Below are 20,426 nucleotides of genomic sequence, written 5' to 3'. Positions count from 1 at the left end.
TTGCGCGATCGCCCAAATCGCGGTTATGGTTCTCGGCATGACGAACCGACGAGTCCTCATCTCCGGCGCCAGCGTCGCCGGCCCCGCCCTCGCCTTCTGGCTCCACCGCCACGGCTTCACGCCGACCGTCGTCGAACGCGCCCCCGAACCGCGCGACGGCGGCTACGCGGTCGACTTCCGCGGCGCGTCGCTGCGGGTCCTCGACCGGATGGGCCTGCTGGAGCAGGTCGAAGCGGCCGCGACCCGGATGGGTGAAGTGACCTATGTGGACGGTGCGGACCGGCCGCTGGTCGTCACGCCCCCGACGTTCCAGAGCGGTGAGCTGGAGATCCTGCGCGGCGACCTGGCGGGGATCCTCCACGAAGCCACGAAGGACAACGTCGAGTACGTCTTCGGCGACTCGATCACCGGTGTCCTCGAGCGTGGCGACGGCGTCACGGTCACCTTCGAACACGGCGAGCCGCGCGAGTTCGACCTGGTCATCGGGGCCGACGGGCTGCACTCGAACGTGCGCTCGCTGGTCTTCGGCGACGAGTCCCGGTACCGCCGCGACCTCGGCTACTACGTCTCGATCTTCACCGTGCCCAACCACCTCGGCCTCGACCACGCCGGCCGGTTCTACAACGAGCCGAACCGCACCATCGGCGTCTACAGCGCGCGGGACAACACGGAGGCGAAGGCGCTGTTCTGGTTCGGCTCTCCGCCGCTGGACTACGACCACCGCGACGTCGAGCAGCAGCGGCGGATCGTCGAGGAGACGTTCGGCGGCGCCGGCTGGGAGACGTCGAAGCTGCTCGAGGCGATGCGCGAAGCGCCGGACTTCTACTTCGACTCGGCCAGCCAGATCGTGCTCGACAGCTACTCACGCGGCCGCGTCGCGCTGGTCGGCGACGCCGCGTACTGCGCCGCGCCGCTCTCGGGCATGGGGACGAGCCTCGCGATCGTCGGCGCCTACGTGCTGGCGGGCGAGCTCGCGGCCGCGGCCGGCGACCACACCACGGCGTTCGCGGCCTACGAAACCGAGATGCGCGGCTTCGTCGACGTCTGCCAGAAGCTGGCCCAGGGCAACGGGAAGTGGTTCGTGCCGCCGACCCGGGGCTGGATCCGGCTGCGCAACCTCAACTACAAGCTGCTGCCCTACCTGCCGTGGCGCAAGGTGATCGAGGAGATGCCGCTCAAGGCGGGCAACGCGATCACGCTCAAGGAGTATGCGGCGGTGCGGGTGTGACGCCGCGGCGCTTCGCGATGCCGGTCATGTTCTCCTCGCCCCAGTCGCCCAGCGGCAGCAACGCGGTGTTCAGCCGCTGACCCAGGTCGGTCAGCGAGTACTCGACCTTCGGCGGGATCTCGTGGAACACCTCGCGGTGCACGACCTCGTCGGCCTCCAGCTCCCGCAGCGCCTGGATCAGCATCTTCTCGCTGATCCCGTGCATCTTCCGCTTCAGCTCGCCGAACCGCAGCGGCCCGGCGTGCAGCGCCCACAGGATCAGCGCCTTCCAGCGGCCGCCGACCACGTCGATCGCCGCGTCCAGCCCGCAGCGGTAGGTTCTCGCCAGCATGCAGGATCCTTACCTTTTGGTGGGTACCTGACTTATTAGTCGGTACTTGTCCATAGTAAAGCGCGCCCGCAGCATGATCCGTATGGGAGAAAGCAAGAAACAGGTGGGCGTGCTCGGCCTCGGGCGGATGGGTGCCGCCCTCGCCGGCGCAGTGCTGGGGGCGGGCCACGACGTCGTGGTGTGGAACCGGTCGCCGCTCAAGGCAGGTCCGCTGCTCGACCGGGGCGCGCGGCTCGCGGCCACTCCGGCGGAGGTGGCTTCGGCGGACGTCGTCCTCAGTTGTCTGTCCACATATGACAGTCAACGGGCGGTGCTGGAAGCCGCGTTGCCCAAGGTGCTGGTGAACCTCACTTCGGGGACGCCCGCGCAGGCTCGTGAGGCGGCCTCGTGGGCTTCGGCGGCGGGCATCGACTACGTGGACGGCGTGATCATGGCGGTGCCGCAGGGCATCGGGACCGCGCAGTCGCGGATCCTCTACGGCGGTTCGTCTTCGGTGTTCGAGGCGCAGCGCGACGTGCTGTCGGTGCTGGGGGAGCCGGTGTTCCTCGGCGAAGACGCCGGTCTGGCGGCGCTGTACGACCTGGCGCTGCTGGGCATCATGTGGTCGACGATGGCCGGGTACCTGCACGCGCTGGCGCTGGTCGGCACCGAGGGGGTCGAGCCTTCGACGTTCACGCCGATGGCGTTGCCGTGGCTTTCGGCGGTCGGCGGGTTCCTGCCGGGGATCGGTGCGCAGGTCGCGAGCGGGGATTACGAGACGGATGTGTCCGCTTTGGACATCAACGCGGCCGGGCTGGGACTGCTGGTGGAGACGAGCCGCACGCAGGGGATCGGGTCTTCGGTCCCGGCGGCGGTCCGGGAGCTGTTCGACCGCGCGGTGGCGGCGGGCCACGGTGCGCACGCGATCGCGAGCGTCATCGAGGAGATCCGGTGAAGTATTCGGGGAAGAAGGCGGTCGTCACGGGCGGCACGCACGGAATGGGGCTGGCGGTGGTGCGGGCGCTGCTGGACGGCGGCGCGGAGGTGCTGGCGACCGGCCGCGACGTGTCGGGGCTGGACCTGCCGGCGCACCTGCTGTCGTCCGACGCTTCGTCGCTGGCCGACATCGACGCTCTGGGGGCTTTCGCTGCCGAGACCCTCGGTGAGCTGGACCTGGTGTTCATCAACGTCGGTTTCGCGACTTTGACGCCGTACGCGGAGGCAACCCCGGAGATCTACGACCGGACGTTCGACGTCAACGCGAAGGGCGCGTACTTCACGGCCCAGCGGCTGGCGGGGCTGGTGCGGCCGGGAGGATCGTTCGTGTTCACGACCTCGGTGGCGGCCGGGGCGGGGATCGCCGGGATGGGGCCGTATTCGGCGGCGAAGGCGGCGGTCCGGTCGTTCGCGCTGACGTACGCGGCCGAGCTGGCGCCGCGCGGGATCCGGGTGAACGTGGTCAGTCCGGGCTACACGGACACCCCGACGATGGGGGTGACGGGGGTGCCCGCGTCGGCGATGGCGGCCTTCAAAGCAACGGGCGACGAGGTGACGCCGCTGAAGAGGCACGCAACGGTTGAAGAGGTCGCGGCGGCGGTGCTGTTCCTGGCGTTCGACGCGACGTTCACGACCGGAGCGGACCTCCCGGTGGACGGCGGCTTGGGCCAGCGGCTCACCCTCCCCGCGTAAAGCCGTGAATGGCACATTGAGGGACTTGAAGTCTCTCGATGTGCCATTCACGGCCTTCAGTCGACGTGGACGCCCAGGCCCGTCGCGCCGGGTGCGTGGTCCGGGCGCAGGACCAGGTCTTCGTCGTAGTCACCGCCGTTTTGGGTGCGGAACGGGATCGGGCTCGCCGTCTCCAGCGTGCGCAGGCGTTCGCGTAGCTGTTCCCGGGCCTCGGCGAACTGCTCGGCCGGTAGCCGGTCGGCGCCGTAGACCGGGAACGGCCGCAGGACCGACATTCCCGCGTAGAACAGCGTGCCGTGGTGCAGCGGGAACAGGACCTCGGCCAGTGCGCCGTTCACTCCGCGCGGGCCCATGGCCGGTTCGCGGGCGCCCGCGGTGAGCACCACCATCGCGCGCTTGCCCGCCAGGCGGCCTTCGCCGTAGCGCAGGGTGCGGCCGTCCTCGGCTCGGACGCCGTAGCCGAAGCCCTTCACGAACACGCGGTCGAACCAGCCCTTGAGGATCGCCGGCAGGCCGTACCACCACAACGGGAACTGCACGACGACCGCGTCCGCCCAGTCGAGCTTCTCCTGCTCGGCCACGATGTCCGGGCTCAGCTCGCCCCGCGCGTGCGCACGGGCCGACGTCGCCCCGACCACCAGCCGCTCGTCGCCCGCTTCGCCGCCGAAGTCGGCGGCGTCGACCACCGGGTTCCACTTCATCGCGTACAGGTCCGACTCCCGGACGGCGTGACCGAGCTCGCGCAGCGTCCGGAGCCCGTCGTCACGGAGGGCCCCGTTCAGCGAGCGCGGCTCGGGATGCGCGAAAACCCACAAAACGTTCATGACCTCGATGGTCACGCGGGCGGCCGGTTCGATCGAGTGGCCTGATAGCCAACATGTGCAAGAATCGAGCCATGGCCGAATTCGTGCACCCGGACCGTCACCATGTCGCCGTGCTGGTCAGGCACGGCATGCTCGTGATGGAGCTGGGCATCGTCCACCGGCTCTTCGGGCAGGCGCGCTCGGCGTCGGGCGAGCCGTTGTACGAGGTCGTCACGTGCACCCTGGAGCCCGGCCCGGTCCGCACCGACTCCGACTTCACCATCCCGATCGAGCGCGGTCCCGAAGTCCTGGCCGAGGCCGACACGGTGATCGTCCCGGCGTCGCTGGCCGAGTACGAGCCGATGGCCCGCGTACTGACCCCGCCGCTGGCGGCGGCGCTGGACCGGATCCCGGGGGACGCGCGGATCGCGTCGATCTGCACGGGCGCGTTCGTGCTCGCCGCGGCCGGCCTCCTCGACGGCCGCCGCGCGACGACCCACTGGCGCTCCGCCGACGACCTCCGGAACCGGTTCCCGGAGGTCGAAGTCGACCCGTGCGTGCTCTACACCGACGACGGCAACGTCCTGACGTCCGCGGGCGTCGCGTCGGGGATCGACCTGGTGCTGCACATGATCCGCCGCGACCACGGCGCGGCGGTCGCCAACGAAGTCGCCCGCGGCACGGTGGTCTCCCCGCACCGCGAAGGCGGCCAGGCCCAGTTCGTCCGGCGGCCGGTGCCCGAGCCCCGCACGTCCTCGACGAAGGCGGCGCGGGCGTGGGCGCTGGAGAACCTGCACCGCCCGCTGACGCTGCGCGAGCTCGCCGCCCGCGAGGCGATGAGCACCCGGACGTTCACCCGCCGCTTCCGCGACGAGGTCGGCGTCTCGGCCCTGCAATGGCTGACGCAGCAACGGATCGAGCGCGCCCGCCAGCTGCTGGAGGAGTCGGACCTGCCGGTCGACCGCGTCGCCACCGAGGCCGGCTTCGGCACGGCGGCCTCGCTGCGCCAGCACTTCCAGGCCGCACTCGGGGTGTCACCGAGCGCGTACCGCATGACGTTCCGCGGCGAACTCGCGACGCAGGCGAGCTGAATCTTCGTAGTCTGTGGCCATGAACTGGTACGCCGGCCAGAGCCGCTTCACCGACCCGGGCGCGCAGTCGTCGTGGCTCGACGGAGTTCCGCGCGACCTCGCGGCGTTGCGCCGGGCGGCGTCCGAGCTGGTGTTCCACTACTGGGCCCAGGGCGACATCACCCAGCACGGCTTCCCGGCTTCGCGCGGCGAGGAGATCAACCTGCGGTACGCGTCGGACATGTTCGTGCGCCTGCGCGAGCTCGACCCGGCACCGCCCGGCGCGCCGCGTTCACCGGTGCACCGGATCGTCGGCTGCTGCCGCGACTTCACGCTGTTGTTCGTCTCGATGGCACGCCACCACGGCATCCCGGCGCGCGTCCGGGTCGGCTTCGCGAACTACCTCGTACCGGGCTGGTACCTCGACCACGTCGTCGCGGAGGTGTGGACCCCCGACGGCCCGCGCCTGGTCGAACCCCAGCTGCCGGACGACTTCGGTGACTTCGACCTCCTCGACGTACCTCGCGACCGGTTCCTGGTCGGCGCGGACGCCTGGACCGCGGCCCGCTCGGGCGACCTCGACCCGGGCCGGCTCGTGGTCTCGCCGGACCTGGACGTGCCTTTCCTGCGCGGCCTCCCGTACGCGCGGCACAACCTCGTGCTCGACCTCGCCGCGCTGAACAAGCACGAAATGATCCAGTGGGACCTCTGGGGCGACCTCGACGACACCGCCGTCCTCGCCCCGGACGCCATCGCCCGCGCGGACGAGCTGGCCAAAGCGATGGCCGACGCCGACCTCGAGCAGCTGCGCGTGCTGTTCGAGGCCGAGGACGTGCAGGTGCCGCCGGTGATCCGCTCGGTCACCCCGCCGGGACGCCTCCCGGTCGAGGTAGTGCTTCGCTGACGTCGACGGCGGTCCGCACGAACCGCAGGTCCCGCGCGGGAGAAGGACGGACGCCGATCAAAACGCTAGGGCGCGACGCCGTGGAGCGCCGCCCGGATCACCGAGTCCACCGTCGGCGGGTCGAGGGGGCCCGTGTGCGGGAAGACCGCCGCCATCACCGAGGCGTGGCAGTAGCCGACCAGCATGGCCGCTGTCGCGTCCACTTCGGACTCCGGGCGCAGCCTGCCGAGGGCTCGCTCCTCCTTCAGGTAGGCCAGCAGACGGTCGCGCCAGTAGCCGGATCGCTCGCTGATCTCCGCGAACCGCTCCAGCACCCTCGGCTGCCCGAGCAGGCCGCTGAACGCCGGCACGATCACCTTGTGCAGGGCGAGCCCGAACTCCAGATGGCGGCGGAGGTTCCCCTCCAGGGTGCCTTCGCCGGCCACCGGCAGGTCGCCCAGCTCCGCTTCCGTCGTGCGCACGTGCTCCAGGAGAGCCCTGGCCACCAACTCCTCCTTGTCGGAGAAGTGGTTGTAGAGCACGCCGTCGGCGACGCCCGCCATGCGCGCGATCTCGCGCACGGTCATCCCGGTCGTGCCGTGCGTGGCGATCATCTTCTGGGCGGTTTCGACCAGCAGGTCGTGCAGGGACTGGCCGTCCCGCTGAGCCGCGGCTTTCCTCGGTGACATCACCGCCATCGTAGAGCCGTCGCCTACGACCTCCTTCCCGTGACCAGCCACGCCGCGCCGCGCAGGCGAACCGCGTCCGGACCCGCGAACGGCTCGAGCGCCGCCGCGAGGGCTCCCTTCGCCTGGGTGGCGGTCGCGTCGTCGACCAGGCCCAGGTGGTGGCGCACCGGGCCCCAGTCACTGATGAACCTCGCCGCGTCCGGGACGTCGCGGCCCCAGACCTGGTCGGCCTCGACGTGGGTGCACACCACGTCCTCGAAGCCGGCTTCGGTCAGCACCGCCTTCGTCCGGTCCGGGTTCGCGAACGACGTCGGGCCGCTGCCGTCCGGACCTGTCGGCTGGGGCAGGTACTCGGCCAGCGCGCCGAACACCCGGCCGAGGTCGGTGCCGGAGAGCGCCGTCATGCACAGGAACGCGAGCCGGCCGCCGGGACTCAGGGCCCGCCGGACGTTGGCGAACGCCGCCACCGGGTCGGCGAAGAACATCACCCCGAACCGGCTGACCGCCAGGTCGAACCCGCCTTCGGCGAACGGGTGCACCTGGACGTCGCCCTGCTCGAAGGTCACGTTCGGCACGCCCGCCGCCCCCGCCCGCGCGGTCGCGAGCATCGGCCCGGACAGGTCGACCCCGGTCGCGGACGCGGCCCGCGCCGCCGCGAGCCGCGTCATCCTGCCGTTGCCGCAGCCGATGTCGAGCACCCGGTCGCCGGCGCCGACTCGGTCCAGCACGTAACCGTTGAACCCGTTGTTCACGGCGTCGTAGCGCTCGGCGTGCGAAGCCCAGTGCTCTCCTTCGTAGCCGTTCCACGCCTCCGCCTGCGCGGTGTTGACGATCCCCGTCATCCCCATCTCCTTCGTTGTGAACACGTGTTCATGAACACCTGTTCATAGTCGCGGAGACCGAGGTCGCTGTCAAGGCATCGGCCACCCCGCCGCCGGATGTCGGCCAGGTGGCAGATCTTCCGGCCGGGCGATCGCGGAAGACTTCTCATCAGCGAGGCAAACCGCCTCCGACCAGCACAAAGGAGCTAGAAATGGCCGACGTCATCGCCAACATGTCCATGTCCCTCGACGGCTTCGTCGCGGACCCGGAGGACCGCATCGATCACCTGTTCGGGTGGTTCGGCAGCGGCGACGTCGAGGTGCGCACCGCGGTCGAGTGGGCGACCTTCAAGACCTCCGAGGCCAGCGCGAAGATGCTGCGCGACGCCCTCGACAACGTCGGCGCGCTGATCACGGGCCGCCACCTGTTCGACATCACCCAGGGCTGGGGCGGTGCGCACCCGATGGGCGCGCCGGTCTTCATCGTCACCCACGAGGCGCCGGCGGACTGGCCGCACCCGGACGCGCCGTTCACCTTCGTCACCGACGGGATCGAAAGCGCCGTCGAGCAGGCCAAGAAGGTCGCCGGCGACAAGAACGTCGCCATCGCCAGCACCAAGATCGCGCAGCAGTGCCTCAACCTCGGCCTGCTCGACGGCATCCAGGTCGACCTCGTCCCGGTGCTGCTCGGCTCGGGCGTCCGGTTCTTCGAGGGCCTCGACGCCACCACGGAGCTGACCGGCCCCGAGGTCGTCGAAGGGACCGGCGTCACGCACCTCTCGTACCGGATCAAGCGCGGAGGAGCGTGACGTGCAGCGCGGCGAGACGGGCGGGGTCGGCGATCACCTCATACGCCGCCACCCGCTCGCCCTCGACCGTCACCGCGAGGGCGAGCAGCAGCCGGCCGCGCGGGGCCACGACGACGCCGACCGCGCCGTCGACCAGGGCCGTTTCGGCGAAGTGAGCCCGTTTCCCGAACACCTGCGTCTCCTCGGCCACGGCACGGGCCCCGCGTGTCTCGAGGGCCGCGCCCACCGGCAGCGCGGCCGCGTCGGCGCGGCGGACGACGTCGGGGGCCAGCACGTCCAGCAGCTCTTCGAGGTCGCCACCGCGGGCCGCGGCCAGGAACGCGTCGACGACCCGGCGGTGCCGCGTCAGGTCGGCCGGGGGCAGCGGAGACGTGCCGCGGACCCGCTGCCGCGCGCGGCTCGCGAGCTTCTTCGCCGCCACCGGGGTGCGGTCGAGCACCGGGGCGATCCGGTCGAACGGCACCGCGAACAGGTCGTGCAGCACGAACGCGATCCGTTCGGCCGGGCCGAGCGCGTCCAGCACCACGAGCAGCGCGCGGCCCACCGAGTCGGCCAGCTCCACCTCGCCGGCCGGATCGGCGTCGGCCGCGAGGTCCGGCACGACGTCGAACGGGTCCTCGCGATGAGCTTTCCGCGAGCGCAGGACGTCGAGGCAGACGCGGGAGACGACTGTCGTCAGCCAGGCCGCGAGGTTGTCGATGGAGTCCACGCGGTTCAGCCGCAGCCAGGCCTCCTGGACGGCGTCGTCCGCCTCGGCCTCCGAGCCGAGCATCCGGAACGCCAGCCCGCGCAGCCTGGCGCGTTCGGCCTCGAACTCCCCGGCCAGCTCGTCCATCGGTCACCTTTCGCCCGCACCCACCGTCGCACTCTCGACGAACCGCTGCGACCAGAGGTGACCGATGAGCTTGCTGACCCCTGCCGACCTGGGCGGATGGCGCCTTACGGCGAGGAGCACGTCGCCGGGTGGCGGCCGGTCACGGACGTGGTGCACGCGCTCGGTGGGCGGATCGTGATGCACCGACGCGGTGTCGCACCCGGACTTCCTGGGGTCGCGGCCAGCCGGGCCGTCGGCGGTCAACCCCGGAGAGTCCGTGCACACCGCCTCAGGGCGGCGTCCGACGGTGACCCCGCGCGAGCTGAGCGACGGCGTCGAGGTGGCTGCCAATGGCGTGTACCTGCTCGCGCAGTTCCTGCATCCGCGCATGAACCGCCGCACCGACGCGTATGGGCGTTGCTGGCGCAAGCTGCTGCTGGAGGTTGTCGATGCCGTGTGTGCCTCCGGGATCGCTGTCGGGGTAAGGCTTTCGCCGTGGTGGACCGGCGGGCTGTTCACTGTGGACGAAGCGCTGCGCGCCGAGTACGACGAGCTGGTCGCCGGGCTCGACGTGTCCTACCTGCACCTCCGCGGGCCTGACGCCGGACCGGACTTCGCCGGCTTCGCGCGGTATCGACGGTTGTTCGGCGGCTCCCTCATCGTGAACAACGGCTTCGACCGGGCCTCCGGGGACGCGGTCATCGAGGCCGGGATCGCCGACGCCGTGTCGTACTCCCGGCACTTCGTCGCCAACCCGGACCTCGTGACGCGGTTCGCGCTCGGCTGGCCGCTGGAACCCGCCGATCCCGCGACGTACTACGGCGGTGGGGCCGCCGGTTACGTCGAGCAGGCGGCCGCGATCGCCGCGGTGTCCCAGTAGAACGGGCGGACTTCGGTGATGCGGCCCTCCGCCACGACGACGTCCGGGGCGAAGAACGGCGCCAGGGGCGCGAAGTCGCCCGTGGTCAGGTATTCGGTTTCCGCGGCGTACATGCCTTCGAGGACGGTGACGGCGTCGGTGCTCATGACGGCCACCGTGGCGGACTTCCGGGCGGGCCACCGGCGGGAACCGGACGCCGCGCTACTCCGGGCTCCACACCGCCAGCTCGCTGCCGCCGGGTTCGCGGAAGTGGAAGCGCCGCCCGCCGGGGAAGGCGAATGGTTCCTTGGTCACCTCCCCGCCGGCCGCAACGACTGCGGTGCGGGCCGCCGTCAGGTCGTCCGTGCGGATCGTGACCAGGGGTGCGCGGGTTTGCTGGGCCGTGTCGGCCTGGAAGCCGAAGGTGAGGCCGGGCGCGCGGACGTCCGCATACGTCGGCCCGTACGGCGTCACCTCCCAGCCGAAGGCGCGCGCGAAGAACTCGCCGGACGCGGTGGCCGACGTGGACGGGAACTCGGCGAAGTCGACTTCGTACATGTCCGGAGAAGCTAGCGGTGACCACCGACAAAAACGCTAGCCTGGGCGCCATGGATCTCGACGACGTGGTCGTGCGCCTGTGCGCGGAGGGCATGCAAGCCGAATCGGCGGGCCGGAACGAGGACGCGCACGCGCTGTTCCGGCAGGCGTGGGACGCCGCGACCGACGACTACGGCGCCTGCGTCGCGGCGCACTACCTCGCCCGGCACCAGACGACCCCCGAGGACGTCCTGCGCTGGAACCAGGAGTGCCTCGAACGGGCCGACCGCGTGGGCGACGAGCGGGTCCGCGGGTTCTACCCGTCGCTGCACCTGAACCTGGCCCGCGCGCACGAGGAGCTCGGGGACGGCGACCGCGCACAGGCGCACTACCGGCAGGCGGCTGGGCGCCTCCAGGACGTTCCGGCCGGGCCCTACCGCGACGGCATGCGGTTCACGGTCGCAGCCGCGTTGCGGACGCACGACGGCGGGAGCGCTGCGCTGACCGAGCTGCTCGGCAAGTTGTGCGAGCGCAAGGACTTCCGGGCGCTCGGGGTTCTACTGCCGCCGTATCTCGGTGACCTCGGCACGTCGGACGACCGGACGGCGTTGCTGACCGCGGTGCAGATGGTGCGGCTGGGCCAGTCGCTGCCGGAGGAGGAAGCCGCGCTGCTGAGCCGCGCGATGGGGGAGCTGACGGGCGCCTGACCGGTCAGCCGGGGAAGTACGAGCTGACCGAGCTGGGCCGGACGCTGGTGCCGCTGGTGCCGGCCCTCGCCGAGTGGGCGATGGCCGACCACGAGCGGATCAACGCCCACCGGCAGCCGGCTCAGGCCGGGCGGCCCGCGCCCGCGTAGTCGTCGCCCTTCGAGTGGTACGTGTGGATCTGGATGGCCTGGCCCTCGGTCGGTGCGTTGATCATCAGGCCGTTGCCCAGGTACAGCCCCACGTGGTGGATGCGCGTCGCCGGGCTGCCGTAGAACACCAGGTCGCCCAGGCGGGGCTCCTGCGCGGCCGGCACCGGCGGGAGCGCGCGGAACTGGCTGTCCGCCGTCCGCGGCAGGGACACGCCCGCGCTGTCGTACGACGCCTTCGTCAGGCCTGAACAGTCGAAGCCCGCCGCGCCCGCGTCGGGGCCGTTGCCGCCCCAGACGTACGGGAGGCCGAGCTGGCCCAGGGCGAACCGGGTCGCGCGGACGGACGGCGACGAGGCCGACGCCGGGTCGAGGGAGAGCGTCGCGTACAGCTGGGCCATGCCGAGGACGCGCTGGCGGAACAGCTCCGTGTCGCTGCCCGGGTGGTACGCCGCGATCGCCTTCCACCAGCCCGCGCCGGCGCCGAGGTCCGTGCCGCCCGCGCACAGTGCCCGCCCGGCCGCGGCCGATGCGTCGGCGCCGTACTTCTTGGCCTGCGCCGCCGTCAGCCCCAGGAGGTTCTCGCCGCCGCGGCCGTGGTTCGACGCCGCCGCGCCGACGCCCGCCAGCGTGACCCACGAGAGGTGGCACGACGGGTCTTCGCTCCGCAGCGTCAGCTCGCCGTCGGCGTAGCCGATCAGCGCGGCCGCCGGGATGTCGAGGGGCCCGGCCAGCTGGTCGGCCCACTGCTGGAGCGGGCTCTTGCCGCCCTGGCCGGACGCGCCCTGGCCCGGCTCCTGCGCCTTCACGGGTGCGCTGACCTCGAGGACCGACGGGCCCGACGCCGCGTCGCGCGCCACCGGGAGCGGGGCCGGCGCGGGCTCGGGCGACCGGTCGGCCAGCAGCCAGCCCGCGGCGACCAGACCCGCGACGAGCGGCAGCGCGACGAGGCCGCGCAGGGCCGCACCACGGGCCCAGGAGGTCGGCTTGGTCGTCACGGGGTCCAACTTAGAAGAGCGCACCTCTGTGTGAACGAGCGAACGCCTTGCACGTTAGGGGGACTCCCATATGGTGGACACATGGCAGAGATCGACGCCGCCCGGCTGACCGCGGCGCTCAAGGACCGGTACGCGAAGATCGACGTCGTCGAGCGCACCGGCTCCACCAACGCTGACCTGCGAAAAGCCGTCGACGACGGCGCCGCGGACCGGACCGTTCTGCTGGCCGAGGAGCAGACCGCGGGGGTCGGCCGCCGCGCGCGTCAGTGGAGCTCGCCGAAGGGCGCCGGGCTGTACCTCAGCGTGGCGCTGCGGCCGGGTGTCCCGTTCACGGCGCTGGGCTCACTCTCCGTCGTCGCCGGGCTCGCCGTGCGGGCGGCCGCGGCCGGTGTCGGGGTCGACGCCGTGCTGAAGTGGCCCAACGACGTCCTCTCCGGCGGCGCCAAGTGTGCCGGGATCCTCGCCGAGGCCGTCGCCGGGGACCCGCCGTCGATCGTGCTCGGTATCGGTCTCAACGTCCTGCCCCTCGGCGACGTCCAGCCGGGCCCGGGCGGCCTGCCCGCGACGTCGCTCGCCGAGCTGGGTGCCACCAGCACCGACCGCACCGATGTCGCGATCGCGCTGCTCACCGAGTTCGACGACCTGGAAAAGCGCTGGCGCCTCGCCGGCGGCGACCTCACCGAGGCCGGCCTGCTGGGCGACTACCGCGCCCACTGCGCGACCCTCGGCCAGGACGTCGAAGTGCAGCTCCCGGACGGTACGTCGCTCACCGGCCGCGCGGCCGACATCGACGCCGCCGGGCAGCTCCAGGTCGACATGACGGGCGGCCAGCGGCACACCGTCTTCGCGGGTGACGTGGTCCACGTCCGCCCGGCCTGATTCTTCGGGGCGTTGCACTCACCGGCCGGGCGTCTCGCCGGTACGGTGAAGCGACATCGCCGCACCGACCTTGGGAGCGTCCGCCGTGGCTTATCCGGACGATTTGCTCAGCGAGCAAGAGCACGTCGTGGTGCACAGTCACCCCCACTTCAAGATGCTGATCTTCCCGACGCTCGCGTTCCTGGTCACCCTGGGCGCCGGGATCTGGCTGGCGATCCTCGCGAAGGACGCCGGCTCGCCGTGGAACACGGTCGGGCTGATCGCCATCGGGGTCGTCGGCCTCGTGCTGATCGTGTGGCTGTTCCTGGCGCCGCTCGTGCGCTGGCGCACCACCCACTTCATCGTGACCACCGACCGCCTCATCGCCCGCGAAGGCGTCCTGAAGCGCACCGGCATCGACATCCCGATGGGCCGGATCAACAGCGTCCAGTTCGAGCACGACCTGCTGGACCGGGTGTTCGGCTGCGGCACCCTGATCATCGAGTCGGCGTCGGCCGAGCCGCTGCGGTTCGAGGACATCCCGCACGTCGAAAAGGTGCACACGGTGATCTACCGCGAGGTCAACGACAACCCGTACGACGACTACCGCACGGGCGGCCCGCAGCAGCAGCCGCAGCAGACCGAGCCGCTGCCGCCCCAGGGCGGGCACCCGCCCCGCGGCGGCGACCGGCGCCGCTGATGGGCACGCGCGAACTGGGTCTGCCGGAGCGCGTCCCCTCGGCGGGTGAGCTGCCGGAGCGGGTCACGATCTGGGAGGTCGGCCCGCGGGACGGCCTGCAGAACGAGAAGACGATCGTCCCGGTCGAGGTCAAGCTGGAGTTCCTCGACCGGCTCGCGGGCGCCGGCCTGACGACGCTGGAGGCGACGAGCTTCGTGCACCCCAAGTGGGTGCCGCAGCTGGCCGACGCCGAGCAGCTGCTGGCCGGGCTCGAGCGCCGCGAAGGCGTCCGCTACCCGGTGCTGGTGCCGAACGAGAAGGGCCTGAACCGGGCCCTCGACGCGGGCGTCGAGCACATCGCGATCTTCGCCAGCGCGACGGAGACGTTCGCGCAGAAGAACCTCAACTCGTCGCTGGACGAGCAGTTCGCGATGTTCGAGCCGGTCGTGACGCGGGCCCGGGAAGCCGGCCTGGACGTGCGTGGCTACCTTTCGATGTGCTTCGGCGACCCGTGGGAGGGCGCCGTGCCGGCCAAGCAGGTCGCCGACGCCGGGCGCCGCCTGCTGGACATGGGGTGCTCGCAGCTGTCGCTGGGCGACACCATCGGCGTCGCGACCGCGGGCCAGGTCGAGAACCTGGTCGGGCTGTTCGGCGATGTCGGTACTTTGGCCGTGCACTTCCACGACACCTACGGTCAGGCTCTGGCCAACACCCTGGCGGCGCTCCGATGTGGAGTGTCGACAGTGGACTCTTCGGCGGGCGGGCTGGGTGGCTGCCCGTACGCCGAGTCGGCCACGGGGAACCTGGCCACCGAGGACCTGGTGTGGATGCTGGACGGCCTCGGGGTGGCCACCGGCGTCGACTTGGACGTGCTGGTGGCGGCCAGCGCCTGGATGGCGGGACAGCTCGGCCGCCCGAGCCCGTCCCGCGTGGTCGCCGCGTTGAGCTGACCTCGGATGCGCCCGGCCGTGCCGGGTGCGGTATCAAGGGGGACCGGCAGCGCCGCGGCCGCGTCGAACAGTGTGCCCACGGGCACCGACCGAGCCGGAGGATGGTGTGACCGAGCCTTCCGAGGCGGGCTCCGAACCGGTCGAGGCCGACCTCGACACCGGGCCGATCCGGCTGCCCGGGTACGGCCTGACGGATTCGGGCGCCTTCGAAGAGGCGCCGACCCCGCCCTCGGGCAGCCCCGCGGCGTGGCCGCACGCGGTGTCGCCGCTGCTGCCGCCGTTCCCGCTGGCCCCGGCCCCGCCCGCGCCGCCGGTGCCGGCCGGGCCGCCCCCGCCGGTGGCCGGCCCGCCGCCGAACCCGGGTTCGCCCACGCCGTTGCCGCCGCTGGGCTCGCCGCGCAAGGAGCGGGAAAGCGTGGTCGCGCTGTTCCTGGTGCACATGTTCCCGATCGGGCACCTCCCGATCGCGATGGACCGGCCGGCGCTGCAGCTGGAGCTGCCCGAGGACCCGGACGGCTACGGCCCGAACGACCACCCGGACGCCCGGCTGATCTTCGACGACCAGGCGCTCACCAACGTCACCGCCGGGTTCCGCCGGTCGCCGACCGCGCCGCCGCGGCCGGTGCCCCGGCACCTGACCGACGGCTACGTCCCGTACGCGCGGGCGACGCAGGCCGTGTGGATCCGCCGGTTCGTCATCGGGCACAGCGAGCTCGGGCCGGAGTACGCGTGGCCGCCGGGCGAGATGTTCCCCGAGAGCGGCCTCGACCTGGCCGAGCCGGTGATGGTCCCGGCCGACACCGTGCTCGACCGCTTCGGCCCGGCCTACGGGCGCGTGTTCTTCGCCGATGGCACGCCGTTCGCGGAACGCTCGCTGCCGCCCGGGATGCTGGACGCCGAGTACCGCCGGTACGTCGTCGTGCGCGCGGTGCCGATGTGGCGGTCGGAGACCGCGAACTGGTTCGGCCAGGTCGGCGGCGGCGCCCGGTACCGTGCCCTGCTGGCGGCGGACGAACTCGTGACCCTCGGCTACCTCGCCGAGGCCAAGGGGGAAGAGGACTGATGAACACCCAGTCGATCCAGCGCTGGCTCGGCGTGCTGGGCGTGCCGCCGGAGGTCGTCTCGCTCGGCGCCGAGGTCGACAACGCCTGGTGCCTGATGCAGGGCGAGGACGAGGCGTGGGAGGTCTTCTGGCGGGAGCAGGGCAACCGCTACGACTGGGCGCGGTTCACCAGCGAGCAGGTGGCGTGCCACTACCTCTTCGGCCGGCTGGCCTGGGCGCAGGTCGCCCGCGGCGCCGTCGGCCTGCTGCCCGGTTCCTGAAACGCCGTGAAGGCCTCCTTGCCGGCCATAAGAGCCAGTAAGGAGGCCTTCACGGCTTTTGTCAGCTCACCGCGTAGGTGAACACGTGCGCCGCGCCCGGGCCGGTCGACGTCGGCAGGGTGATGCTGCGGACCTGCTTGGCCGGGTCGAGAGCGATCGGCGCCGTCGCGAACAGGTATGACGTGTACGGCCGCGACAGCCGGAACATGTACCTCGGGAACGCCGAGTTCACGTACGGCACCTGCGTGACGACCGTGTTCCCGAACTGCGGCGTCTCCTCGCCGCCCTTGAGCAGCCACTCCGACAGACCCAGCGAACCCTGCTGCGTCGAGCCGTCGGTGTAGGTGACCGTGACGCTGCCCTGCGCGTCGCCGCCAGTGGCCGAGCCGAGGAACGACAGCTTCGTCGCGCCCGCCGGGGCGTCGACCGCAAGCGTTTGCCCTGAGGCGATCACGTTGTCCGGTGACCCGGCCGGGCTCGACGGCCAGGTGAACTCCCGCACCTTCGCGCCCGGCTTGACGCCGCTCTTGGCCAGGCCCTGCGCGGAGTAGGCGAACTGGCCGGGGTAGAGGTCGGTCTCGCCGAAGTCGCCGTACTGGACGAACCTGTCGTCCGTGACGCCGACGTTCGTGTTCGCCGCGGGCAGCGTCCCGGGCTTCCCGACCGTCACCGGCAGGTACGCGGGCAGTTGCCCGCTGAACTCCACCGGCACGCTCGTGTACGCGTCCGGCGACCCGGCGGCGGCGGTGATGCGAACCTGCCGCGACGACGTCCCGTGAGCGCTCACGGTGAGCGTCCCGCTCGACGGCGTCACGGTGATCCCGGCCGGCGGCTTCGCGTGCCAGGTCACTTTGCCCTGGCCGGTGATGCCTTCGGCGGTCACGGAAGCGGTCGTCGAGCCACCGGGCGCGACGACGACTCGGCCGGGTCCGACGCGCCCGCGCACCGGCACCTCGCCGTCGCGGAAGGACGGCGGAACGTCCGAAGCACCCGAGCCCCACGACGTCGGCGACGCGCCGAGCGTGAAGTCGAGCCGCCCGCCGTTCACCGCGAAGGACTCCGGCAGCCACGGCTTCGTGCTCGCCTGGCCGTTCACCTTCAGGCTCTGCACGTACTTCACCGAACTGGACGCGCCGGGTGCGGTGATCGTGGTCCGCTGCCCGGTCGCCCGGGTGAGCGTGATCTTCGGGAACATCGGGCTGGCCAGCACCATTTCGGCGCGGCCGGGCGCCTCCGGGTACATGCCGAGCGCGGCGAAGACGTACCACGCCGACGTCGCGCCGAGGTCGTCGTTGCCGGGCAGGCCGTCCTCGGTCGGCTTGAAGAGCAGCTCCGCCGAGCGGCGTACGATGTCCTGCGTCTTCGACGGCGCGCCCGCGTAGGCGTACTCCCACGGCACCTCGAACGACGGCTCGTTCGACATGAACGCGTAGGGCGAACTCGCGTCGCTGTTCAGCTTCGTGAAGAAGAAGTCGAGACGCTTCTTCACAGCGTCGTCGCCGCCCATCGCGGCGAAGAGGCCTCGGACGTTGTACGGCACCATCCACGTGTACTGCGCCGCGTTCCCTTCCTGGTACCGCATTTCCTCGTACTTCGCGGGATCGAACGGCGAGAGGAACTGGCCGTCGCGCATCCGGGTCTGCAGGTAGCCCGTCGCCGGGTTGTAGACGTTCTCCCAGTACTGGGCGCGGGCCATGAACTGCTGGTACGTACCGCGATCGCCGAGGCGTTGCGCGAGCTGCGCGATACCGAAGTCGGCGGTGGTGTCTTCGAGCATGTCGGAGACGTTGTTGGGGTGATAACCGAGCGTCTGGTAGTCGGACAGTCCCGGTCGTTCGAGGGCGCGTTCACCCGCCTGCTGGACGCGGGTGGCGCCGTTGACCATCGACTTCAGCGCCTGGGACGCGTCGAAGTCCGTGGCGCCGAAGGCGTACGTGCTGGCGATGATCGAGTGGTACGGGTCGCCGCCCATCACGCCCATGAAGTCGTTGTTCTGCGACCAGCGGTCCCAGATCCCGCCGGCCTGGTTCGCCTGGTTGAGCATCGACTGCGCCATTTCGGCGGCCTCGTGCGGGGCGAGCATCGAGAGCAGCTGGACCTCGTCGCGGTAGGTGTCCCAGCCGGAGAAGTTGGCGTACTGCGCGTGGCCGGGTTTCGTGCGGTGGATCGCCTTGTCGAAGCCCGCGTAGCGACCGTCCACATCGGAGAAGACGTTCGGCTGCAGGAGCGTGTGGTAGAGCGCGGTGTAGAACGTCCGGGTCGCGGCGTCCGTGCCGCCTTCGACGGTGATCTGCCGCAGCCGGTCGTTCCAGGCCTGCCGGGCCTTGGCTTTCACCGTGTCGAACGAGTCGTGCCGCTGCTCGGCGGCGGCGTTCAGCCTCGCCCCGGCCGCGTCCACATAGGACAGGCCGACGCGCACCCCGACCGGCTTGGCCGGGTCGAAGGTCAGGTAGGCGCCGGAGCCGCCGTCGGCGGTGACGACCTGCTTGTCCCACGTCTCCTTGCTCAGGTTGCCACCGCGGGCGCTGGTGCTGCCCGGCGTCACAGCGGCGTTCTGCCAGGTCCCGGACGTCGTGAACGGCTGGTCGAAGGTCGCTTGGAAGTAGACCTTGTAGGTGTTGGGACCGCGGCAGAAGTGGCCGCTGGAGACCCAGCCTTCGACGGTCCGTTTGGCCGGGTCGACGGTCACGGCGGCGTCGTCGCTGCCCATCGCGGACTGCGCGACGTCGATCAAGAGGGTCGCGGGGGAGTTCTTCGGGAAGGTGAAGCGGCCCGTGCCGGAGCGCTGGGTCGCGGTCAGCTCGGTGGTGATGCCGGAGTCCGTCGTCACCTTGTAGTAGCCGGGGGACGCGGATTCGTTGGCGTGGCTGAAGGTGGGGAAGTACTTCGTCGCGTCGACGGCGGGGGAGGTGCTGATGGTTCCGGCGAACGGCAGGAACGGGACGTCGCCCGCCGCGCCACCGCAGCCGGCGCCGTTGAAGTGGGTGAGGCTGAAGCCGCGGAGCTTGTTCTCTTCCCAGGCGTAGCCGCCGTCGCGGTCGCGGGCGTAGTAGCGGCCCTGCCCGGCGGGCGGCTTGGGCTGCAGGGGAGTGTCGGGGCTCCACTGCACCATGCCGAAGGGGACGTCGGCACCGGGGAACGTGTCGCCGGCGTAGGTGTTGGTCTCGGGGGTGTCGCCGGCCTTGGCGCCGACGAACGGGTTGACGTAGGCGGCGAGGTCCTTCGAGTGGTGGTCGGGCTCGGCGAGTGCGGGGCTGGCCACGGCCGTGACCAGGGGAATGATCAAAGCCGCGGTGACGACTCTGCGCATGCTCTTCCTCCCGGGGTGAGCGGGCCGACCCCGGGCTGACAACGTTGTCAGCAAGCAGGGGTGACCCGGCGAGCACCCGGAGTGAACCACCGGTGGTTCAGACCGGTCAAGAAGTGCCCGCCAGGCGGCGTATCCCGTTAACGCTTGAGAATCCCCAGCGCCTCGTCGTGCAGGCGGCCGTTCGTCGACAGCGCGCTCCCGTTGTCGTACCGCCCCTGCCCGTCGAGATCGCTGAACCGCCCGCCGGCCTCGGTGACGATCACCTGCGCCGCCGCGACGTCCCACGGGTTCACGATGCACTCCGCCGCCACGTCCAGCGCGCCCTCCGCCACCAGCACGTGGTGCCAGAAGTCGCCGAACGCGCGGGACTCCCAGCACGCGTCCACCAGGTCCAGGTACTTCTCGCGCGAGTGGTGCTCGCGCCACGAGTTCACGTCCGTCGTGGACAGATAAGCGTCCGAAAGGGACGAGACGCCGGAAACCGACAGCTGCCGGGTCCCGGCGGAATCGGAGGAGAACGCGCCCGACCCCGTGGCCGCCCACCAGCGGCGGCCGAGCAGCGGCGCGCTGATCATGCCGACCACCGGGTCGCCGTCTTCGACGAGGGCGATCAGGGTCGCCCAGACGGGTACACCCCGGAGGAAGTTCTTGGTGCCGTCGATCGGGTCGAGCACCCACGCCCGGCCGGTCGCGGCCGAGCCGCCACGCTCCTCGCCCAGCACCGCGTCGGCGGGTCGCTCGGAAGCCAGCAAGGCCCGGATCGCGTCTTCCACCGCGGTGTCCGCGTCGGTCACCGGGGTGCGGTCGGGCTTGCGCTCGATCCTCAGGTCCAGGGCGCGGAACCGCGCCGTCGTGATCGCGTCGGCGGCGTCAGCCAGCCGGGTGGCGAGGGCCAGATCATCTCCGTAGCCAGGCACGGTCACGATGGTTTCACGCCTCACCG

The 20,426-nt window shown here is 71.5% G+C and carries 23 protein-coding genes; 13 read left to right on the top strand and 10 right to left on the bottom strand.

Going from position 1 to position 20,426, the window contains the following annotated elements; translation table 11 throughout:
• The first annotated feature begins 37 nt into the window (after positions 1-37).
• On the top strand, positions 38-1,228 hold the full coding sequence (locus tag AB0C38_RS37635; RefSeq protein WP_360682549.1) for an FAD-dependent monooxygenase: 1,191 nt from the start codon (positions 38-40) through the stop codon (positions 1,226-1,228).
• Here the strand turns inward: AB0C38_RS37635 and AB0C38_RS37630 are convergent.
• Positions 1,200-1,559: a helix-turn-helix domain-containing protein gene (locus AB0C38_RS37630; RefSeq protein ID WP_360682548.1), complete on the bottom strand. Its 360-nt coding sequence runs from the start codon at positions 1,557-1,559 to the stop codon at positions 1,200-1,202. The two genes, AB0C38_RS37635 and AB0C38_RS37630, sit on opposite strands and share 29 nt — an antisense overlap.
• A gap of 82 nt (positions 1,560-1,641) precedes the next feature.
• Between AB0C38_RS37630 and AB0C38_RS37625 the strand changes: the two genes are divergently transcribed.
• Positions 1,642-2,493, top strand: a complete 852-nt coding sequence (locus AB0C38_RS37625) for an NAD(P)-binding domain-containing protein (protein ID WP_360682547.1) — start codon at positions 1,642-1,644, stop codon at positions 2,491-2,493.
• Positions 2,490-3,227 carry an SDR family oxidoreductase gene (locus AB0C38_RS37620; RefSeq protein WP_360682546.1) on the top strand — a complete coding sequence of 246 codons (738 nt, stop codon included), beginning with the start codon at positions 2,490-2,492 and terminating at the stop codon, positions 3,225-3,227. Before AB0C38_RS37625 ends, AB0C38_RS37620 begins: the two co-directional genes overlap by 4 nt.
• A 56-nt stretch (positions 3,228-3,283) precedes the next feature.
• Here the strand turns inward: AB0C38_RS37620 and AB0C38_RS37615 are convergent, their stop codons facing one another.
• Positions 3,284-4,051, bottom strand: a complete 768-nt coding sequence (locus tag AB0C38_RS37615; protein ID WP_360682545.1) for an NAD(P)H-dependent oxidoreductase — start codon at positions 4,049-4,051, stop codon at positions 3,284-3,286.
• A gap of 71 nt (positions 4,052-4,122) precedes the next feature.
• On the opposite strand from AB0C38_RS37615, the gene AB0C38_RS37610 reads away from it, so the two are divergent.
• Together AB0C38_RS37610 and AB0C38_RS37605 are read left to right on the top strand one after the other, a co-directional pair.
• Positions 4,123-5,121, top strand: coding sequence for a helix-turn-helix domain-containing protein (locus AB0C38_RS37610; RefSeq protein ID WP_360682544.1), 999 nt, complete (start codon positions 4,123-4,125; stop codon positions 5,119-5,121).
• A gap of 19 nt (positions 5,122-5,140) precedes the next feature.
• The gene (locus tag AB0C38_RS37605) at positions 5,141-6,004 is read left to right on the top strand and encodes a transglutaminase domain-containing protein (RefSeq protein WP_360682543.1); all 864 of its coding nucleotides are present in this window, start codon (positions 5,141-5,143) and stop codon (positions 6,002-6,004) included.
• 65 nt (positions 6,005-6,069) lie between these two features.
• Here AB0C38_RS37605 and AB0C38_RS37600 read toward each other — a convergent pair whose 3' ends face one another.
• Both AB0C38_RS37600 and AB0C38_RS37595 read right to left on the bottom strand, forming a co-directional pair.
• A complete protein-coding gene (locus AB0C38_RS37600; protein ID WP_360682542.1) occupies positions 6,070-6,681 on the bottom strand; it encodes a TetR/AcrR family transcriptional regulator in 612 nt (203 codons plus the stop codon).
• Between the two features lie 14 nt (positions 6,682-6,695).
• Positions 6,696-7,514, bottom strand: a complete 819-nt coding sequence (locus tag AB0C38_RS37595; protein WP_360682541.1) for a class I SAM-dependent methyltransferase — start codon at positions 7,512-7,514, stop codon at positions 6,696-6,698.
• A 191-nt stretch (positions 7,515-7,705) separates the two neighbouring features.
• Between AB0C38_RS37595 and AB0C38_RS37590 the strand changes: the two genes are divergently transcribed.
• Positions 7,706-8,302, top strand: coding sequence for a dihydrofolate reductase family protein (locus AB0C38_RS37590; protein ID WP_360682540.1), 597 nt, complete (start codon positions 7,706-7,708; stop codon positions 8,300-8,302).
• On the opposite strand, the gene AB0C38_RS37585 is transcribed toward AB0C38_RS37590, so the two are convergent.
• Positions 8,283-9,137, bottom strand: coding sequence for a sigma-70 family RNA polymerase sigma factor (locus AB0C38_RS37585; RefSeq protein ID WP_360682539.1), 855 nt, complete (start codon positions 9,135-9,137; stop codon positions 8,283-8,285). The two genes, AB0C38_RS37590 and AB0C38_RS37585, sit on opposite strands and share 20 nt — an antisense overlap.
• A 256-nt stretch (positions 9,138-9,393) precedes the next feature.
• On the opposite strand from AB0C38_RS37585, the gene AB0C38_RS37580 reads away from it, so the two are divergent.
• Positions 9,394-9,996, top strand: coding sequence for a hypothetical protein (locus AB0C38_RS37580; protein WP_360682538.1), 603 nt, complete (start codon positions 9,394-9,396; stop codon positions 9,994-9,996).
• On the opposite strand, the gene AB0C38_RS37575 is transcribed toward AB0C38_RS37580, so the two are convergent.
• Together AB0C38_RS37575 and AB0C38_RS37570 are read right to left on the bottom strand one after the other, a co-directional pair.
• Entirely contained in the window at positions 9,954-10,142 is a 189-nt protein-coding gene (locus tag AB0C38_RS37575) for a hypothetical protein (RefSeq protein ID WP_360682537.1), read from the bottom strand. The genes AB0C38_RS37580 and AB0C38_RS37575 overlap by 43 nt on opposite strands.
• Positions 10,143-10,197: 55 nt before the next feature.
• Positions 10,198-10,533, bottom strand: a complete 336-nt coding sequence (locus AB0C38_RS37570; protein WP_360682536.1) for a VOC family protein — start codon at positions 10,531-10,533, stop codon at positions 10,198-10,200.
• 50 nt (positions 10,534-10,583) lie between these two features.
• Between AB0C38_RS37570 and AB0C38_RS37565 the strand changes: the two genes are divergently transcribed.
• On the top strand, positions 10,584-11,219 hold the full coding sequence (locus tag AB0C38_RS37565) for a hypothetical protein (protein ID WP_360682535.1): 636 nt from the start codon (positions 10,584-10,586) through the stop codon (positions 11,217-11,219).
• Between the two features lie 121 nt (positions 11,220-11,340).
• Here AB0C38_RS37565 and AB0C38_RS37560 read toward each other — a convergent pair whose 3' ends face one another.
• A complete protein-coding gene (locus tag AB0C38_RS37560; protein ID WP_360682534.1) occupies positions 11,341-12,363 on the bottom strand; it encodes a C40 family peptidase in 1,023 nt (340 codons plus the stop codon).
• Positions 12,364-12,444: 81 nt separating this feature from the next.
• On the opposite strand from AB0C38_RS37560, the gene AB0C38_RS37555 reads away from it, so the two are divergent.
• From AB0C38_RS37555 to AB0C38_RS37535, 5 genes are all read left to right on the top strand, one after another.
• Positions 12,445-13,242, top strand: a complete 798-nt coding sequence (locus AB0C38_RS37555) for a biotin--[acetyl-CoA-carboxylase] ligase (RefSeq protein WP_360682533.1) — start codon at positions 12,445-12,447, stop codon at positions 13,240-13,242.
• An 85-nt stretch (positions 13,243-13,327) separates the two neighbouring features.
• On the top strand, positions 13,328-13,921 hold the full coding sequence (locus tag AB0C38_RS37550; RefSeq protein WP_360682532.1) for a PH domain-containing protein: 594 nt from the start codon (positions 13,328-13,330) through the stop codon (positions 13,919-13,921).
• The gene (locus tag AB0C38_RS37545; RefSeq protein ID WP_360682531.1) at positions 13,921-14,850 is read left to right on the top strand and encodes a hydroxymethylglutaryl-CoA lyase; all 930 of its coding nucleotides are present in this window, start codon (positions 13,921-13,923) and stop codon (positions 14,848-14,850) included. The genes AB0C38_RS37550 and AB0C38_RS37545 overlap by 1 nt, the downstream gene beginning before the upstream one ends.
• Before the next feature lie 106 nt (positions 14,851-14,956).
• Entirely contained in the window at positions 14,957-15,913 is a 957-nt protein-coding gene (locus tag AB0C38_RS37540; protein WP_360682530.1) for a TNT domain-containing protein, read from the top strand.
• Complete coding sequence (locus tag AB0C38_RS37535) at positions 15,913-16,173, top strand: hypothetical protein (protein WP_003105220.1); 261 nt, start codon at positions 15,913-15,915, stop codon at positions 16,171-16,173. Before AB0C38_RS37540 ends, AB0C38_RS37535 begins: the two co-directional genes overlap by 1 nt.
• 61 nt (positions 16,174-16,234) lie before the next feature.
• On the opposite strand, the gene AB0C38_RS37530 is transcribed toward AB0C38_RS37535, so the two are convergent.
• Both AB0C38_RS37530 and hisN read right to left on the bottom strand, forming a co-directional pair.
• Complete coding sequence (locus AB0C38_RS37530; RefSeq protein ID WP_360682529.1) at positions 16,235-19,483, bottom strand: GH92 family glycosyl hydrolase; 3,249 nt, start codon at positions 19,481-19,483, stop codon at positions 16,235-16,237.
• Between the two features lie 137 nt (positions 19,484-19,620).
• Positions 19,621-20,406, bottom strand: coding sequence for a histidinol-phosphatase (gene hisN, locus AB0C38_RS37525; protein ID WP_360682570.1), 786 nt, complete (start codon positions 20,404-20,406; stop codon positions 19,621-19,623).
• Positions 20,407-20,426: the final 20 nt, after the last annotated feature.

This window comes from Amycolatopsis sp. NPDC048633 (genome assembly GCF_040650695.1).
Taxonomy (GTDB): Bacteria; Actinomycetota; Actinomycetes; order Mycobacteriales; family Pseudonocardiaceae; genus Amycolatopsis.
The sequence above is the reverse complement of the archived record's forward strand: the minus strand, read 5'-3'. Positions and strand labels throughout refer to the sequence as shown.

Bases quoted from the DNA above. Each gene is read 5' to 3' on its own strand.
- AB0C38_RS37635 (WP_360682549.1), top strand. From the start codon at position 38: ATGACGAACCGACGAGTCCTCATCTCCGGCGCCAGCGTCGCCGGCCCC.
- AB0C38_RS37630 (WP_360682548.1), bottom strand. From the start codon at position 1,559: ATGCTGGCGAGAACCTACCGCTGCGGGCTGGACGCGGCGATCGACGTG.
- AB0C38_RS37625 (WP_360682547.1), top strand. From the start codon at position 1,642: ATGGGAGAAAGCAAGAAACAGGTGGGCGTGCTCGGCCTCGGGCGGATG.
- AB0C38_RS37615 (WP_360682545.1), bottom strand. From the start codon at position 4,051: ATGAACGTTTTGTGGGTTTTCGCGCATCCCGAGCCGCGCTCGCTGAAC.
- AB0C38_RS37610 (WP_360682544.1), top strand. From the start codon at position 4,123: ATGGCCGAATTCGTGCACCCGGACCGTCACCATGTCGCCGTGCTGGTC.
- AB0C38_RS37605 (WP_360682543.1), top strand. From the start codon at position 5,141: ATGAACTGGTACGCCGGCCAGAGCCGCTTCACCGACCCGGGCGCGCAG.
- AB0C38_RS37600 (WP_360682542.1), bottom strand. From the start codon at position 6,681: ATGGCGGTGATGTCACCGAGGAAAGCCGCGGCTCAGCGGGACGGCCAG.
- AB0C38_RS37595 (WP_360682541.1), bottom strand. From the start codon at position 7,514: ATGACGGGGATCGTCAACACCGCGCAGGCGGAGGCGTGGAACGGCTAC.
- AB0C38_RS37590 (WP_360682540.1), top strand. From the start codon at position 7,706: ATGGCCGACGTCATCGCCAACATGTCCATGTCCCTCGACGGCTTCGTC.
- AB0C38_RS37585 (WP_360682539.1), bottom strand. From the start codon at position 9,137: ATGGACGAGCTGGCCGGGGAGTTCGAGGCCGAACGCGCCAGGCTGCGC.
- AB0C38_RS37575 (WP_360682537.1), bottom strand. From the start codon at position 10,142: ATGAGCACCGACGCCGTCACCGTCCTCGAAGGCATGTACGCCGCGGAA.
- AB0C38_RS37570 (WP_360682536.1), bottom strand. From the start codon at position 10,533: ATGTACGAAGTCGACTTCGCCGAGTTCCCGTCCACGTCGGCCACCGCG.
- AB0C38_RS37565 (WP_360682535.1), top strand. From the start codon at position 10,584: ATGGATCTCGACGACGTGGTCGTGCGCCTGTGCGCGGAGGGCATGCAA.
- AB0C38_RS37555 (WP_360682533.1), top strand. From the start codon at position 12,445: ATGGCAGAGATCGACGCCGCCCGGCTGACCGCGGCGCTCAAGGACCGG.
- AB0C38_RS37545 (WP_360682531.1), top strand. From the start codon at position 13,921: ATGGGCACGCGCGAACTGGGTCTGCCGGAGCGCGTCCCCTCGGCGGGT.
- AB0C38_RS37535 (WP_003105220.1), top strand. From the start codon at position 15,913: ATGAACACCCAGTCGATCCAGCGCTGGCTCGGCGTGCTGGGCGTGCCG.
- AB0C38_RS37530 (WP_360682529.1), bottom strand. From the start codon at position 19,483: ATGCGCAGAGTCGTCACCGCGGCTTTGATCATTCCCCTGGTCACGGCC.